Annotated in this window: 18 protein-coding genes; 8 read left to right on the top strand and 10 right to left on the bottom strand. The window is 62.2% G+C overall.

Annotated features, from left to right (window positions below; genetic code table 11):
• Window positions 1-59 precede the first annotated feature (59 nt).
• From PMM47T1_RS27625 to PMM47T1_RS27615, 3 genes are read right to left on the bottom strand one after another with little or no spacing between them, the layout of a single operon-like run.
• A complete protein-coding gene (locus tag PMM47T1_RS27625) occupies window positions 60-722 on the bottom strand; it encodes a response regulator transcription factor (RefSeq protein WP_008375456.1) in 663 nt (220 codons plus the stop codon).
• A gap of 4 nt (window positions 723-726) precedes the next feature.
• Entirely contained in the window at window positions 727-2118 is a 1392-nt protein-coding gene (locus tag PMM47T1_RS27620; RefSeq protein WP_043301617.1) for a sensor histidine kinase, read from the bottom strand.
• Window positions 2096-2779, bottom strand: a complete 684-nt coding sequence (locus tag PMM47T1_RS27615) for a response regulator transcription factor (protein WP_008375453.1) — start codon at window positions 2777-2779, stop codon at window positions 2096-2098. Before PMM47T1_RS27615 ends, PMM47T1_RS27620 begins: the two co-directional genes overlap by 23 nt.
• 235 nt (window positions 2780-3014) lie before the next feature.
• Between PMM47T1_RS27615 and PMM47T1_RS27610 the strand changes: the two genes are divergently transcribed.
• A complete protein-coding gene (locus PMM47T1_RS27610) occupies window positions 3015-3494 on the top strand; it encodes a hypothetical protein (RefSeq protein WP_008375451.1) in 480 nt (159 codons plus the stop codon).
• Window positions 3495-3577: 83 nt separating this feature from the next.
• Window positions 3578-4543, top strand: coding sequence for a sensor domain-containing diguanylate cyclase (locus tag PMM47T1_RS27605; protein ID WP_008375449.1), 966 nt, complete (start codon window positions 3578-3580; stop codon window positions 4541-4543).
• A gap of 34 nt (window positions 4544-4577) precedes the next feature.
• Here PMM47T1_RS27605 and pbpG read toward each other — a convergent pair whose 3' ends face one another.
• Window positions 4578-5495 carry a D-alanyl-D-alanine endopeptidase gene (pbpG, locus tag PMM47T1_RS27600; RefSeq protein ID WP_043301616.1) on the bottom strand — a complete coding sequence of 306 codons (918 nt, stop codon included), beginning with the start codon at window positions 5493-5495 and terminating at the stop codon, window positions 4578-4580.
• A 220-nt stretch (window positions 5496-5715) separates the two neighbouring features.
• On the opposite strand from pbpG, the gene PMM47T1_RS27595 reads away from it, so the two are divergent.
• The gene (locus tag PMM47T1_RS27595) at window positions 5716-6276 is read left to right on the top strand and encodes a hypothetical protein (protein WP_008375445.1); all 561 of its coding nucleotides are present in this window, start codon (window positions 5716-5718) and stop codon (window positions 6274-6276) included.
• Window positions 6277-6404: 128 nt separating this feature from the next.
• Here PMM47T1_RS27595 and PMM47T1_RS27590 read toward each other — a convergent pair whose 3' ends face one another.
• Both PMM47T1_RS27590 and PMM47T1_RS27585 read right to left on the bottom strand, forming a co-directional pair.
• Window positions 6405-6596 carry a hypothetical protein gene (locus tag PMM47T1_RS27590; RefSeq protein ID WP_008375443.1) on the bottom strand — a complete coding sequence of 64 codons (192 nt, stop codon included), beginning with the start codon at window positions 6594-6596 and terminating at the stop codon, window positions 6405-6407.
• Between the two features lie 138 nt (window positions 6597-6734).
• Window positions 6735-7070, bottom strand: a complete 336-nt coding sequence (locus PMM47T1_RS27585; protein ID WP_008375442.1) for a hypothetical protein — start codon at window positions 7068-7070, stop codon at window positions 6735-6737.
• Window positions 7071-7248: 178 nt separating this feature from the next.
• Here PMM47T1_RS27585 and PMM47T1_RS27580 point away from each other — a divergent pair, with 178 nt between their 5' ends.
• Window positions 7249-8067 carry a shikimate 5-dehydrogenase gene (locus tag PMM47T1_RS27580; protein WP_008375440.1) on the top strand — a complete coding sequence of 273 codons (819 nt, stop codon included), beginning with the start codon at window positions 7249-7251 and terminating at the stop codon, window positions 8065-8067.
• Here the strand turns inward: PMM47T1_RS27580 and PMM47T1_RS27575 are convergent, their stop codons facing one another.
• A complete protein-coding gene (locus tag PMM47T1_RS27575; RefSeq protein WP_008375438.1) occupies window positions 8068-8715 on the bottom strand; it encodes a YceH family protein in 648 nt (215 codons plus the stop codon).
• Between the two features lie 121 nt (window positions 8716-8836).
• On the opposite strand from PMM47T1_RS27575, the gene PMM47T1_RS27570 reads away from it, so the two are divergent.
• Complete coding sequence (locus PMM47T1_RS27570) at window positions 8837-9346, top strand: DUF1993 domain-containing protein (protein WP_008375436.1); 510 nt, start codon at window positions 8837-8839, stop codon at window positions 9344-9346.
• Between the two features lie 178 nt (window positions 9347-9524).
• Complete coding sequence (locus PMM47T1_RS27565) at window positions 9525-10685, top strand: MFS transporter (RefSeq protein ID WP_008375435.1); 1161 nt, start codon at window positions 9525-9527, stop codon at window positions 10683-10685.
• Here the strand turns inward: PMM47T1_RS27565 and nhaR are convergent.
• On the bottom strand, window positions 10676-11578 hold the full coding sequence (gene nhaR / locus PMM47T1_RS27560; RefSeq protein WP_008375432.1) for a transcriptional activator NhaR: 903 nt from the start codon (window positions 11576-11578) through the stop codon (window positions 10676-10678). The genes PMM47T1_RS27565 and nhaR overlap by 10 nt on opposite strands.
• A 114-nt stretch (window positions 11579-11692) precedes the next feature.
• On the opposite strand from nhaR, the gene PMM47T1_RS27555 reads away from it, so the two are divergent.
• Entirely contained in the window at window positions 11693-12442 is a 750-nt protein-coding gene (locus tag PMM47T1_RS27555) for a TerC family protein (RefSeq protein ID WP_008375431.1), read from the top strand.
• Window positions 12443-12496: 54 nt separating this feature from the next.
• On the opposite strand, the gene PMM47T1_RS30165 is transcribed toward PMM47T1_RS27555, so the two are convergent.
• Window positions 12497-12673 (bottom strand): hypothetical protein, encoded by a 177-nt coding sequence (locus PMM47T1_RS30165; RefSeq protein ID WP_008375429.1) that lies wholly within the window; start codon window positions 12671-12673, stop codon window positions 12497-12499.
• 236 nt (window positions 12674-12909) lie between these two features.
• Between PMM47T1_RS30165 and PMM47T1_RS27550 the strand changes: the two genes are divergently transcribed.
• A complete protein-coding gene (locus PMM47T1_RS27550; protein WP_050990469.1) occupies window positions 12910-13572 on the top strand; it encodes a hypothetical protein in 663 nt (220 codons plus the stop codon).
• Window positions 13573-13698: 126 nt separating this feature from the next.
• On the opposite strand, the gene PMM47T1_RS27545 is transcribed toward PMM47T1_RS27550, so the two are convergent.
• On the bottom strand, window positions 13699-14982 hold the full coding sequence (locus PMM47T1_RS27545) for an NAD(P)/FAD-dependent oxidoreductase (protein WP_008375424.1): 1284 nt from the start codon (window positions 14980-14982) through the stop codon (window positions 13699-13701).
• Window positions 14983-15056 lie beyond the last annotated feature (74 nt).

Below are 15056 nucleotides of genomic sequence, written 5' to 3'. Positions count from 1 at the left end.
GCGGTCTCAAGAGCGCCAGAAGAACAACGGCTGGCACTTGTCAGTCACCTCACCAAACCTCAATCCGTCCGCACATGCACCGTCTCCCGCAAGCTATACCCAAACCCGCGCAACGTCTGTAACGCATTGGGCGCATCCAGCCTTGCCAGCTTGCGCCGCAGGTTGCAGATATGCCGCTCGATCAGGGCGCTGCGTGAGTCATGGGCCGCACCCCATAGCTGTTCTTCAATCAGCTCGCGACTCACCGCGCCGGGACGCTTTGCCAGGATGGCCAGCAGGCGTTGTTCGCTGACGGTCAGTGGTTGCTGGTGCGCACCGCGGCCCAGCAGCAGGCGCGTGGTGGACAGCCACAGGCCGGCCTCGGCGTCCACGGCGGGGCTCAGGTGGTCGCGCAGCAGGGCGTGCATGCGAGCCTGCAGTTCGATGAACAGCACCGGCTTGGTCAGGCACAGCTCGGCGCCGCCGCGCAGGGCGGCAACCCGCGCCTGGCGGTTGTCCTCGGCCAGCAGCACGAGGATGCGCGACTTGCGCTTGCGCGCCACACAGCGTTCCAGCAGGTCAGGCTGGGCCTGCTGCAGGTCCAGCAGGATAAAGCCATAGTTGCTGTCGGCCAGGGCCCAGTCGGCTTCGTGGGGCTTGGCTTCGACGACCCGCTGGCCGCTGTCAGCAAAGCCACGCAGCAGCTGTTCGTCTCGGATATCGGCGATATAGAGCAGATTCATGTGATCACACTCGCGCTTTGCTTTGACGGCAGTGCAGTGCCAGGCTGGCACCGCCCTGTTGGCTGTTGCCCACTTCTAGGGTGAAACCGTGCAAGTTGACGATGGCCGCGACAATCGACAGCCCCAGGCCAAAACCTGGCTGGGCTTGCTCGTCGTCACAGCGGTAGAAACGCTGGAACACCGCTTCGCGCTCATCCTTGGGGATGCCCGGCCCGGAGTCCTGGACTTCGATGCAGGTGCTGTCCAGTTCATTGCGTGCGCGCAGCACCACTACGCCACCGGGCGGGGTGAACTTGATCGAGTTGCTCAGCAGGTTGCCGATGGCCTCGAACAGCAAGGCACGGTCGCCATTCAGGCTGGGCAGTACCGACGGCGTTTCAAGCTCCAGGCGCAACTCGCCTTCCTCTGCCAGTGGCAGGTAGAAGTCGTGCAGTTCATGCAGCAACGGCAGCGGGTCGAACTCCACGAAGCCGGAACGACGCTGGTGGTCTTCCAGTTCGGAAATGCGCAGCAGGCCGCGGAAACGCGCCATCAGGGTGTCGGTCTCGGCAATCACGCCATCAAGCTGCAGGGCATGGTCGGAATCGACCCCGGCCTGCTGCTGGATGCGATACAACTGCGCGCGCAAGCGGGTCAGCGGCGTGCGCAGGTCGTGGGCGATGTTGTCGCACACGCCCTTGACCTCCATCATCAGCCGCTCGATGCGGTCGAGCATGGTGTTGACGATGGCGGCCAGCATGTCCAGTTCGTCACGCCGGTTGGACAGTGGCAGGCGCTTGGTGAGGTCGCCGGCGACAATCGCGTCGGCACTGTCCTGAATCGCCCGGATGCGTCGTATCGGTCGCCTGCGCAGCAAGTGCCAGCCAGCCGCGCCCGGAATGATCGTCAGCGACACGGCCCACAGCAGCGCATGCAGAATGATGCGGGTTACCGCGAACAGCGAGCCGTTGTCGCGCACCAGTACCAGCCAGCGGCCGTCCTGGGTGGCCATGGCCACGGCGTCGCAGCCTTGCTGGGGCAGTTTCGGGTCGTCGGAATCGATGCAGTCATCCAGTTCGTAGATGTTGCCGTCCAGGGCCACGCCCTTGGGAATTTCCTTGATGTCGCCACCCAGCGGGCGCAACTGTGCGTCGAACAGCCCGTAGGCGTCGTAGGCACGGTTATCGAAGGTTTCGCTGGCCGACAGAGCGTCGTCCAGGGCCTGGCCGCTGAAGCGCGAGAACAGGTGCTGGCGTTGCATCAGGGAGTGACTCGCCAGGCTGTTCAGGTAGTCCGACACTTCGTAGTAGAGCACACCCATCAGGATGCAACTCCAGGCCACGAAGAGAAAGCTGTAGAGTGCCAGCAGGCGGCTGCTGGACGAGCGCCAGCCCTTAGAGGGGTTCGGCAATGACATAACCCGAGCCCCGAACGGTCTTGATCAGCGCGATGGCACCCGACGGATCGATCTTCTTGCGCAGGCGACCAATGTGCACGTCGATCAGGTTGGTGCCCGGGTCGAAGTGGTAGCCCCACACCTCCTCGAAGATCATCATGCGGGTCAGGATTTGCCCGGCATTGCGCATCAGGAATTCCAGCAGCTTGTATTCGGTGGGCAGCAGGTTCAGGGCCTGTTCGCCGCGGCGTGCTTCGCGGGTGATCAGGTCCAGCTCAAGGTCTGCGACCTTCAGGGTGGTGTCGACGTCGGCGACGGTGCTTTTGCGGCGCAGCAGCACTTCGACGCGGGCAGCCATCTCATCGGAGGCAAAGGGCTTGGTCAAGTAGTCGTCGCCGCCGGCACGCAGGCCGCGCACACGTTCGTCTACGTCCGACAGGGCGCTGATCATCAGGATGGGCGTGGAAACGCCGATGGTGCGCAGGGTGGTGACAATGGCAAGGCCGTCCAGCTCGGGGAGCATGCGGTCCAGGGTGATAACGTCATAATTGCCGCTGACGGCCTTGACCAGGCCCTCGCGACCGTTATCCACCCAATCCACTTCAAGGCCGTGGCTGCTCAGTTCGGCCACGATTTCCTTGGCTGTCACGGCATCGTCTTCGATGGTCAAAACGCGTGTCATGGTGTCGTACCTGGGATTTCGGCTGTTGAGCGGCTATTGTGCCGATTTTTACCTGTCGCCTTGCTGAAGATTATTTCATCTGGCGCGGCTTCCTACAAAGCCCTCTAAATCAAGGGTTTCAGCGATTTTTGGCTTTGTATCGCAGGCGTATCCCTTGTGTTACACGATATTTCTAAAGCTGTGGTCTGCCCAGTCGATGACACATGAACCATCTTCCCTTAAAGGAATTTCCGACATGTCCACCATCGGCAACATCTCCTCCGGCCTGCATATCGCAACCACCACCAGCACCAAGTCGACGGCTGCCACCGCCGCCAGTACCGACGACAGCACCACCAGCACCACCAGCGCTGACGGCAGCACTACCAGCACTTCCAGCACCACCGCAAGCGCGGCTGGCGGCGCGGCGGGTGCAGGCGGTGGCGGCGGTAGCAGCAGCAGCGACAGCGACAGCTCCAGCACCACCAGCACCACGGTGACCGAGCTGCAAAAGCAGATCGCCGAACTGCAGAAAGAACTGCAAGCCCAGGAGCAAGCGGTACAGAAGGCCCAGGCCCTTCAAGACCAGGACGCCAAGGCTGCGGCCGTGGCCACCGCCCAGTCTCAGGTTTCGTCGACCACGGCGCAAATTTCCTCGCTGAGCGCCGAACTGTCCCAGGCGTTGACCGAAGAAGGCAGCAGCACCACCGGCTCCACTATCAACACCACCGCCTGATGTTTTGGGGCCAGTACTCGTCCAGCCGCACTTATGGGCTAGGCTTAGCTGATTCAGTAAAGCCTGGACTCTGGAGTGTTTCGATGCTGGCCCCAGCCAAACCGGTAAACGATGCAGAGCGCGTAACCACACTGCGCTCCATGAACATCCTGGACACCGCGCCCGAAGAGCGCTTTGACCGCCTCACGCGACTGGCCAGGCGTCTATTCGACGTGCCTATCGCGCTGGTGAGCCTGGTGGACGCCAATCGGCAGTGGTTCAAGTCCTGCCAGGGGCTGAGCACCACGCAAACGTCGCGCGACATCTCCTTTTGCGGGCACGCCATTCTGGGCGATCAGGTACTGATGATTCCTGACGCCACCAACGACGAGCGCTTCCACGACAACCCCCTGGTTACCGGTGATCCGCACATTCGCTTCTATGCCGGTTGCCCGCTGCGCGTGGGCAATGGCGCGAAAATCGGCACCTTGTGCCTGATCGACTCACGCCCGCGCATCCTCGACGCCGAGGAGCGCGAACTGTTGCGTGACCTGGCCAGCATGGCCGAGCAGGAGATAGAAGCGTTGCAGCTGGCGACCATCGATGACCTGACGCAGGTGTCCAATCGTCGTGGTTTCGAGGCATTGGCCGAACATGCACTGAGCATCTGCAAGCGCATGAATACGCCGGCTTCGCTGCTGTTTTTCGACCTCAACGAATTCAAGAAGATCAACGACACGTGGGGCCACGCCGAGGGTGATCGGGCGTTGGTGACCTTTGCCGAAGTGTTGCGCGACGTACTGCGCGAGATGGACTTGGTGGGGCGCCTGGGCGGGGATGAGTTTGTGGCCCTGCTGATGGGCTCCAATGCCCAGGACGGTGACGTGATAGCCCGGCGGCTGAAGGATGCATTGGCCAAGCGCAATGCAGAGGCACAGCGTGGCTACCACATTGGCTACAGCCTTGGGCGCATTGAGTACGATGCCGCCAGGCATGACTCGATCAAGCGGCTGCTGGCCGAGGCCGACGCGGCCATGTACGCCCACAAGCAGGCCAGCCGCCGGCACTGACCACGCCTTGGCGTGGCCAGTGCCGGCGCGACGGTCAGTCGATCTGACGGCCGTGCTTGTCGACCTTGTAGCGCACGGCCACGGCCGGAGCGGTGGTGCTGCGGCCGGTTTCCACCCAGTTGCGCAGGCGCGAGGCGTCGGCAAAGGTGGTGAACTTGCCGAAGGCGTCCAGAATCACCATGGCCACCGGGCGATTGCCCATGGTGGTCAACAGCACCAGGCAATGGCCGGCCTGGTTGGTGAAGCCGGTCTTGGTCAGGCGGATGTCCCAGTTGTTCTTGTTGATCAGGTGATCGGTGTTATGGAAGCCCAGGCTGTAGTTGGGCTTTTTGAAGAACACGGTCTTTTCGGGGGTGGTGCTCAGCTCACGCAGCATGGGGTAGTGCTGGGCGGCGATCAGCAGTTTGCTCAGGTCACGTGCGGTGGACACGTTGTTGATCGAAAGGCCGGTAGGTTCCACGTAGTGAGTGTGACTCATGCCCAGGCTGCGCGCCTTGGCGTTCATGGCATTGATAAAGGCGTTGTAGCCGCCCGGGTAGTGATGGGCAAGGGTGGTGGCGGCGCGGTTTTCCGAGGACATGAGGGCAATCAGCATCATGTCGTGACGGTTCAGCTCACTGCCCAGCTTGACGCGCGAGAACACACCCTTCATTTCCGGCGTATGGCTGATGTCGACGTCGATCATCTCGTTCATGTCCTGCTTGGCGTCCAGCACCACCATGGCAGTCATGAGTTTGGACACGGATGCAATCGGCACCACGGTGTCGGCGCGGTTTTCGTAGATCACCTTGTTGGTTTCCAGGTCGATCAGCAGGGCGCTGCCGGAAGCCAGGTGCAATTGCGAGGGATCGCGTTGGGAAACAGATTTTTCGGTGGCAACAGCGTTCGACGTGACGGCAGCAGTACCTGTAAGAACTAGCAACAGGCTGAGGATCGAAAGGGAGGTTTTCACGTGTAGCGCTCGCTAAAAAGTAGATAAGCCGTTTACAACGGGTTCTTCTTGAAAAAACGTGACATTTTATGAGTATGGCTGAGTAACTGTCGATTGCCTGGGGGGCTTAAACCCCTGTAATAAAAAATAAAAGTGGTTTTTCATGTTCGGTCGCCGTCCAAGTCCGATTCGGCGGGTTTTCCCTATCTTCTACGTTCAAAAACGACTCGGGAGTCGCGCAATGCTTAAAAGTGTCTTCAGCAAGGATTACCGGGCTCTGCTGTTGTGGAGCAGTGTCATTGCAGTGGTCCTGCTGTTGTGTGCGTTCATTCAGAAGCCCCTGGATGCCCTGGCCTGGATTCAGGCGGTGGCGGTGGTCATTGCCCTGATGCTGGCCATTGCCGTGCCGGCCATCCAGCGCAAGCAGGAAGCGGCCGCGGCGCACAAGAAATGGCGCGAAGAACAGGTTGGTTATGCCCGTCGCCTGCAATACCTGGTGCTGGAATTCCAGGAACTGCTGAACCAGGTGGGCGTGAGCATGGCGCACTGGCGTGCCACCGATCGTCATCGGGTGCAGGCTGGGTTGCAGGATTATCTGCATCGCTTGTTCGAGTCGCACAAGCTGGACAACAACGACGACCGCATTGTCATCGCCCACGAGCTTCGCCAGGTAGTGAATGCCTTGATCGACGAGCTGGAAAGCGGCCGTTCGGATCGCGCCGTGCTGCTGGGCCTGGAAAAGCGTCTGCAAAAGCTTACTCAGCGCGCCCAGGCCAACGCACTCGGCGCCGAGCGCACCTGACGGGATGTGGGAGCTGGCCACAGTTCGCCGCAGCGCACTGTTTTTTGCGCCCATTAAAAAGCCCCGCGAAAAAGGCGGGGCAAGGGGTGCGAGAGCAACGCACGGGATAAATTCGGGGTGTTGCAATTTCAGTGCTTCAGCGGCGCATTGGCCTGGTCCTTGAAACTGAGAAACAGGGCCTGTGCCTGGACCCGCGAGAGCAGGGGACCGCTGAGCGGCTCGCCGTCCTTGACCACATACCAGCACGCCAGCAACCCTAGATCGCGAAGGTTGGCGGGAACGGCACTGCCGATGACTGACATGATGCTGACGGTGTTCATGGGTAACTCCTGCATGGCATGGGCCTAGATTAAGGCCCGGCACACGCTGGGAGAAATCACCGCTTTCAATAGTGATCATTGACGCAACGCATCAGCTCACCGCAACCGCCCGAAGGCGGTTGCCGGTGGCGCTGTCACTTACCAGCCTGGACGACCGTAGTAGTAATGCGGCGGGCCGTAGTAGCGTGGTGGCGGTGGCGGCGCGTAGACCGGTTGCGCGTACACGACCGGTTGCGGCGCGTAGTACACCGGTTGCGGCGGGGCAACATAGACCGGTGGTGGCGGCGCGGCGTAGACCGGCTGCTGTACCACGACTTCGCGTGGGGTCAGGGCGGACGTCACCACTGCGCCAACAACAGCGCCACCTATTACTGCACCCAACACACCTGGACCACCACCGCCATGGGCGGACGCCTGGCCAGCTGCGGCGAGGGCGCCGATCAGCAAGGCAATCTTGGGAAGCTGACGAATCATGACTTGTTCCTCATATTACGATTCCAGTACCCGGGACCGGATGGTTGATCCAAGGACTGTCGCACTACTATGACAGCGGTTTTGTAAGAATCTGCGACGGTGTTTGGTAAATTTTGTGTAAGGTCTGAAACTCGAATGTCCTTACTACTCAGTTACATGCCAGTGATGGAGCCTTGCAATGCCCATGATTCCAACTCGCGACACCGTCCTCTGTATGTCCCTGGCGGGGCGCCCGGGTAATTTCGGCGTGCGTTTTCATAACCATCTGTATGAGCAGTTGGGTATCGACTATTACTACAAAGCGTTCAGCACCAACGATCTGCCGGCAGCGGTTTGCGGTATCCGCGCCCTGGGTATCCGAGGCTGCGGTGTGTCGATGCCGTTCAAGGAGGCGTGCATCGAGCTGGTCGATGAGATGGATGCGTCGGCGGCAGCCATTGAGTCGATCAATACCGTGGTCAATGATAACGGCCATTTGAAGGCGTACAACACTGATTACATTGCCATTCGTCAATTGATCGAGCGCCACGGCCTGTTGCCAAACACCTCCTTTGCCTTGCGCGGCAGTGGTGGCATGGCCAAGGCCGTGGCCTCGGCGCTACGCGATGCAGGCTTCGCCCAGGGCACGCTGATTGCGCGCAACCCTGAAAGCGGCCCGGCGCTGGCGCGTCAACTGGGCTATGAGTGGCGTGCCGAGCTAGGCGACCTGCGCCCGCAGATGCTGGTCAACGTGACCCCCATCGGCATGAGCGGGGGGCCGGAGGCCAACGACCTGGCGTTCCCGGCCGAAGCGGTAACTGCGGCGCAGATCGTGTTCGACGTGGTGGCGCTGCCAGCCCAGACACCGTTCGTGGTGCTGGGGCAGTCGCTGGGCAAGCAGGTGATTACCGGGCTTGAGGTCATTGCCTTGCAGGCGCTGGAGCAGTTCGTGCTGTACACCGGCGTGCGCCCTACCGATGAGCAGGTGCGCCTGGCCACCGAGTACGCGCGGGGCTGATCACTCCAGGCGCGCGAGCCGCTCTTCCAGGGCGGCAATGCGCGCTTCCAGCTCTTCAACCCGTTCCAGGGTCACGCCGCCACTGCTGCTGCGCTCGCTGCTGCTTGGCCGGGCGGCCAGCAGCGCGTCCATGTCCACCGGGCCGCCCAAGGCGTGGGTGTAGCGGTCTTCACGCTGGCCGGCCTGGCGCGGCAGGTGCAGGGCGTAGCCGCGGGCCACCAGGCGTTCGAGTTGGTGCAGCACTTGCTCGCTGTCTTCGAAATCGTGCATGCGGCCGCTGCGGGTCAGCAGTTCGTTGACCGTCTGCGGGCCTCGCAGAAACATCAGGCCCATCAGAATCAGTTGCGCCGGCACCAGCTCCAGGGCCTTGTCCAGGCGCTGCTCCCAGCGGTCGGCGCGGCTGCCCATCACCAGGCGAGTCATTTCCTGCGCTTCCAGGGCGCGCAGGCTTTGGCCCACCTGGCCCTGGGCCAGGTTCATCACCGGCTCGCGGCTGGTCTTTTGGTTGCAGGCCAGCACCAAGGCATTGAGGGTGAGCGGGTAGGTTTCCGGATTGGTGGCCTGCTTTTCGATCAGTGCGCCCAGGAGTCGAATTTCGACGGCGCTCAGGGTCAGCGCTTCGGTTACGGTTTGGTGATCGGCGGACATGGGGCGCTCCGGGGCGTAAGGTCGTGTAAAGGCGCCAGTATGCAATAAAACACCGGACGCCGCGCAGGCGCAGGGTCTATCATTGGCGGCTCACTGCCCTTAATCGTTATCAGGAGCTCCCATGAGCATTTCTCTGTACGCTGCCTCCGTTCCTGTGTTCAAGCAATTGCTGACCGCACTGGGCGACGTCCTCAAGAAGGCCGAGGACCACGCCACGGCCCGCAAGATCGAGCCGTCGGTACTGCTGCAATCGCGCCTGTACCCGGACATGTTCCCCCTGGTGCGCCAGGTGCAGATCGCCGTCGACTTCGCCAAGGGCGTTTCGGCACGCCTGGCCGGTGTTGAAGTGCCGTCCTTCGCCGATACCGAGCAGAGTTTCGCTGACCTGCACGCGCTGCTGGCCAAGGTGCTGGGCTTCATCGAAGGCCTGACGCCGGCGCAGATCGACGGCCAGGAAGAGCGTGAAATCGTGCTGCGCCCCGGCACCCCGAAAGAGAAGAAACTGAGCGGCCAGGCCTACCTGCTGCACTACGGCCTGCCGCAGTTCTTCTTTCACGTCACCACCGCCTACGACATCCTTCGCCACAACGGCGTGGAAGTAGGCAAGCGCGATTTCATGGGCGCTTACTGATCCCAGGATGTCAGGGGCACTCTGGTGCCTGTGACGCGGCCTGATGGCCGCTGCTACGCGATTTATGTGGGAGCGGGCTCTACCCGCGGAGGCAACACCGCGGGGTTTCTGGACTATCGCTGCGTTCTTTTCGCGGGTAGCACCCGCTCCCACCCGTTTTTCTTCGTTTGAGGTTTCAATGCTGTTCCCTATTTTGCTGTTGTCGGCCGCCGGTTTTACCGTGCTGACCACAGAGTTCATCATCGTCGGCCTGTTGCCGGCGATTGCCCGCGACCTGCACGTCAGCGTGTCCCAGGCCGGCCTGCTGGTTACCCTGTTTGCCTTTACCGTCGCCGCCCTGGGCCCGTTTCTCACAGCCTGGTTCGCGCGCTTCGAGCGCAAGCGCCTGTTCGTTTCCATCCTGGTGCTGTTTGCTCTGGCCAACGTCATCGCCGCCATGGCGCCGAACATCGCCGTGATGGCCATCGCGCGGTTGATTCCGGCATTGGGTCTGCCGGTGTTCTGGGCCCTGGCCAGCGAAACCGCAGTGGACATCGTAGGGCCGGACCAGGCCGGGCGCGCCATTGCCAAGATCGGCTTTGGCATTGTCTGCGCCACCGTGTTCGGCATCCCCGTGGGTACGCTGATCGGTAATGCTATGGGCTGGCGCGCCGCGTTCTGGATCATTGCCGGGGTGGCCCTGGCCAAGGCGTTGCTGTTGGCTGTCTACCTGCCGCGTAGCCAGGCCAAGGGTGACGAGCGCTCGTTGCGTTCGCAGTTCGCCATCCTGCGCCAGCCGTTGATGCAGGGGCATGTGCTGTTGTCGATCATGGTGTTCTGCGGGATGTTCACCGCCTACACCTACCTGGCGGACATTCTCGAGCGCCTGGCCGGCTTCGACGGCTCGGTGGTGGGCTGGTGCCTGATGGCGTTCGGCGCCGTGGGACTGATCGGCAATTCGCTGGGTGGCCGGTTGGTGGATCGCCACCCGCTGATTGCCTCTATCCTGTTTTCGGCATTCATGGTCGCAGGCCTGGTGGCCGTGGTGCCCAGCATCCACTCCAGCGTTGCCCTGGCGGCGGCCTTGGCGGTATGGGGCGTTACCCAGGCGGCACTGTTCCTGGTCAGCCAGGTGCGTTTGATCAAGGCAGCGCCCCAGGCCCCGGCATTTGCCGCTTCGCTGAATATCGCCGGGGCCAACCTGGGCATCGGCCTGGGCGCTATCGTTGGTGGCCGGGTGATAGACACCCTGGGCCTGGGCAGCGTCGGCTTTGCCGCGGCCGGCTTCATGCTGGTGTCCATCGCGCTGGCGTGGCTGATGATGAGCACGCGCCTGGCCGCACCTTCCCCTCAGGCCTGAGGGGTAAACAGCTCCCGGCGCGCGCCTTCGGTGATGGCGACGATGCCGGGGTGGCTGACCCGCCGCTCCACGGATATCGCATAGAACGATTCGCGCACCGCCTCGGTCTGGCCGATCAGGCGCACGTTGTGCTGCGCCTGCAATTCTTCGGCAATCACGCTGGGGCCAATGAAAAGCCCGCTGCCCGATTGGCCGAAGGCCTGCATCAGTGCGCTGTCGTCGAATTCGCCGACGATGGTGGGCTGGATCAATTGTTCGCCAAACCAGCGCAGCAAGCGGCTGCGCACCATGGTTTCCTGGCCGGGTATCAACAGCGGCGCACCGTTCAGGCTGTGCGGAAAGCCCGGGCCATATCGCTCGGCCAGGGCCTGGGTGGCAAAAAAGCTTATGCCGCATTCCCCCAGCTTCTGGCTGTAGCCCTTGATGTCCAGGTGCGCGGGCATGGGGCTGTCGGAAATCACCAGGTCCAGGCGTTGTACCGCCAGGTCCGCCAGCAGGCGTTCGAGTTTGTCTTCGCGGCAGGTAATGTGCACAGCCTCAGGCAATTGCATGCTGGGTGCGATCAGCCGGTAGACAATGGACTTGGGCACCACGTCGGCCACGCCAATGCGCAGGGCCAGGGCTTGCTCGCCGGGTTGCGCGCGCAGCAGGGTCTGCAATTCGTTGCCCAGTTGGAACATCTGTTCAGCGTAGGGCAGGGCCTGGCGCCCGGCCTCGGTCAGCTCCAGTTGGCGGCCCACGCGCTGGAACAGTTCGATGCCGAAGGTCTGTTCCAGCAGGGTGATCTGCCCGCTGATGGTCTGCGGGGTGAGGCTCAATTGCTCGGCGGCGCGCATCACGCTGCCGGTCTTGGCCACAACCCAGAAATAGTGCAACTGGCGGTAGTTGAGCATGAAGGGCTGCCGATTCGTAAAAACCGAAGTATACCGGCAAAAAATACGAATTTTTCTGATGTTGGAAGTTTCTTAGACTGCGCTCATCTCCTCGACACCGTGAGCGGCATTTCCATGGACTACCTTCTGCAACTAGCCTCCAGCCCTACCGCCTGGGTGGCCCTGGCCACCTTGGTGGTCATGGAAATCGTGCTGGGCATCGACAACCTGATCTTTATCTCGATCCTCACCAATAAGCTGCCCAAGCAGTTCCAGGCCCGTGCCCGGCGCATCGGCATCGCCATGGCCCTGGTGTTGCGCCTGGGCTTGCTCAGTACCGTGGCTTACATCGTGCAGCTCACCGAGCCTGTGATCGAGGTGGTCGGCCAGGCATTCTCCTGGAAGGACATGATCCTGATTGCCGGTGGCCTGTTCCTGCTGTGGAAAGCCACCAAGGAAATCCACCACAGTGTCGACCCCCAGGCCCGGCAGGAGGCCAGTGTGGGCGGCAAAGTGGCCATGGGCTTTGTGGGCGCGATCTGTCAGATCCTGATGCTGGACCTGGTGTTTTCCATCGACAGCATCATCACGGCCGTGGGCATGACCGAGCACCTGCCTATCATGATCATCGCCGTGATCAGCGCCGTGCTGGTGATGTTGCTGGCCGCCGAGCCGCTGGCCCGTTTCATCAATGATAACCCGACGGTGGTGATGCTGGCCCTGGGGTTCCTGATCATGATTGGCATGACCCTGATCGCCGAAGGCTTCGGCGCCCACGTGCCCAAGGGCTATGTGTATGCCGCCATGACGTTCTCGGCGTTGATCGAAGGCCTGAACATGCTGTCGCGAAGGGCTCGCCACACGCGTGAAGCCGCTGTTTCGTAACAGCGTCTAGCCGCTGCCGCCAGGCTGCGCTGGCCCCTGAGACGCTGAAGAGTTTCAGTGAGGCAAAGGCCCCGCGCAGCCATCAGCAGCAGTTGCAGGGCGCTGCGGCACGCGGGCGGGTGGGGCAGGGTGCTGATGGCGGCGAGCAATGCGCATGACACCCCATAGCATGGCTGCGGCCACCAGTAGCCAGGCGCCGATCATCATGACAATGGCCATGGTCAGGCTCATAAGTGCCTCCTGAAGGCTTCAACGGTATTACAGGTGACAGTCTAGTCTGCCCCGTGTTTCAGGCTATTGACCAAAGGTCGCAGCGCTTGGGCCGATTGGCTCTATGGCGTGGGTGAAACTGCGCGCAAACGCTATACCGGGGCCGGCGCGCGGCCTATCATCAAGCCCCAAGGCCGCCAGCAGGCGGCGTCAGACCCGACAGTGAGGCTATTTTGCAGGGACTTGCCCGATTCCAGATCACCTTCGCCAAGCTGTTCGCCCCTGTGCTTGTGACCCTCGCGGTCGCCGGTTGCGCCGGCCACAAGGCGCCGGCACCGCCGATCAAGGGGCTGCCGGACCGGGTTGAGCTCAGCAGCGTGCCGTTCTTTCGTGGCGACACCGAGCAGGGTGCATCCATGGCCCTGGCCAGTGCCTTGTCGCAGCAGGGCATCGTGATCACCCCCGGGTTGCTGGACAAGTCGCTGCACCTCCCCGGCGGCGAAGACAAGCTGCAGGCCTCGCTACAGGCGACGGCGCAGGAATACGGCATGGTGGTCTACCCCTTGGATGATGATTTGCCGGCACTGTTTGCCCAGGTGGCGGCGGGTTATCCGGTGTTGGTGCGCTACATGGACGGCACGGTCTGGACCAGCCCGCGCTACGCCCTGCTGGTGGGCTATGATCGCTACAAACAGCATGTGCTGCTGCGTTCGGGCAACGAGCGGCGCAAGCTGATGGACTTTGGCAGCTTCAGTTCGGCGTGGAACAGCGCAGGGCATTGGGCGGTGCTGGTGCAGAAACCGGGGCAACTGCCGGCCAATGTGGTTCGCCAGCGCTGGCTGAAGGCGGCCAATGATCTGGGCCAGGCGGGGCAGGAACAGGCGGCGGCGCGGGCTACCCGGGCCTTGGGCGCCCAATGATCAAGGTGTATACCCCGCGGCGCGCCAAGGCGAACAGTGGCGTTTGCACTGTCCGCCTTGTTTGCCTGGCTTAAGCCAATATCGCCCCCTTGGAAAAGGCACCTCGCGGTGCCTTTTTTTCGGGTTTTACACGCCCAGACGGTCACGCAGGCTGTAGTACCAGGCACCCAGCGCCGTGAGCGGAGTTCGCAGCAACTGGCCGCCGGGGAACGGGTAGTGGGGCAGTTCGGCGAAAGCGTCGAAGCGCTCGGCCTGGCCGCGCAGGGCTTCGGCCAGCACTTTGCCGGCCAGGTGCGTGTAGGTCACGCCGTGGCCGCTGCAACCCTGGGAGTAATAGATGTTGTCGCCCAGGCGTCCTACCTGCGGCAGGCGCGACAGGGTCAGCAGGAAGTTGCCGGTCCAGGCGTAGTCGATCTTCACGTCCTTGAGCTGCGGGAAGGCCTTGAGCATTTTCGGCCGAATGATGGCTTCGATGTTCGCCGGGTCTCGGGCACCGTAGACCACGCCGCCGCCGAAGATCAGGCGCTTGTCCGCCGTAAGGCGGTAGTAGTCCAGCAAGTAGTTGCAGTCCTCGACGCAGTAGTCCTGAGGCAGCAGGGTCTTGGCCAGCTCGTCGCTCAGCGGCTCGGTGGTGATCACCTGGGTGCCGCACGGCATCGACTTGGAGGCCAGCTCCGGCACCAGGTTGCCCAGGTAGGCGTTGCCTGCCACGATGACGAACTTGGCGCGCACGCGGCCCTGCGGGGTATGGATGACCGGATTGGCGCCGCGCTCGATGCGAATGGCCGGCGACTGCTCATAAATGGTGCCGCCCAGGGATTCCACCGCAGCGGCCTCGCCCAGTGCCAGGTTCAGCGGGTGGATGTGGCCGCCGCTCATGTCCAGCATGCCGCCCACGTACTGGTCACACGACACCACTTCACGAATGCGTTTCTGGTCCATCAGTTCCAGTTGGGTGTGGCCGTAGCGTTCCCACAGGCGCTTCTGCGACTCCAGGTGGCCCATCTGCTTGCTAGTGATGGCGGCAAACACGCCGCCGTCCTTCAGGTCGCACTGAATGTTGTACTTGGCCACGCGCTCGCGAATGATGCGGCCGCCCTCAAAGGCCATCTGGCCCAGCAGTTGGGCCTGCTTGGGGCCAACGGTGCGTTCGATGACGTCGATGTCGCGGCTATAGCTGTTGACGATCTGGCCGCCGTTGCGGCCCGACGCGCCAAAACCGACCTTGGCGGCCTCGAGAACCGTGACCTTGAAGCCGTTCTCTAAAAGAAACAGTGCACTGGATAGACCGGTGTAGCCAGCGCCGATAATACACACGTCAGTTTGCACTTCTTCCTGCAAGGATGGGCGTGAAGGCGCGGCATTGGCTGATGCGGCGTAGTAGGACTGTGGGTAGGGGGTGTTCGCCATTGCTGCAACCTCTGTTTTATATTTTTGACGTGTTGGCGAATCGTACCTGAGATGAAATCCGGATTCCAGCGCTA

This window comes from Pseudomonas sp. M47T1 (assembly GCF_000263855.1).
Taxonomy (GTDB): domain Bacteria; phylum Pseudomonadota; class Gammaproteobacteria; order Pseudomonadales; family Pseudomonadaceae; genus Aquipseudomonas.
The sequence above is the reverse complement of the archived record's forward strand: the minus strand, read 5'-3'. Positions and strand labels throughout refer to the sequence as shown.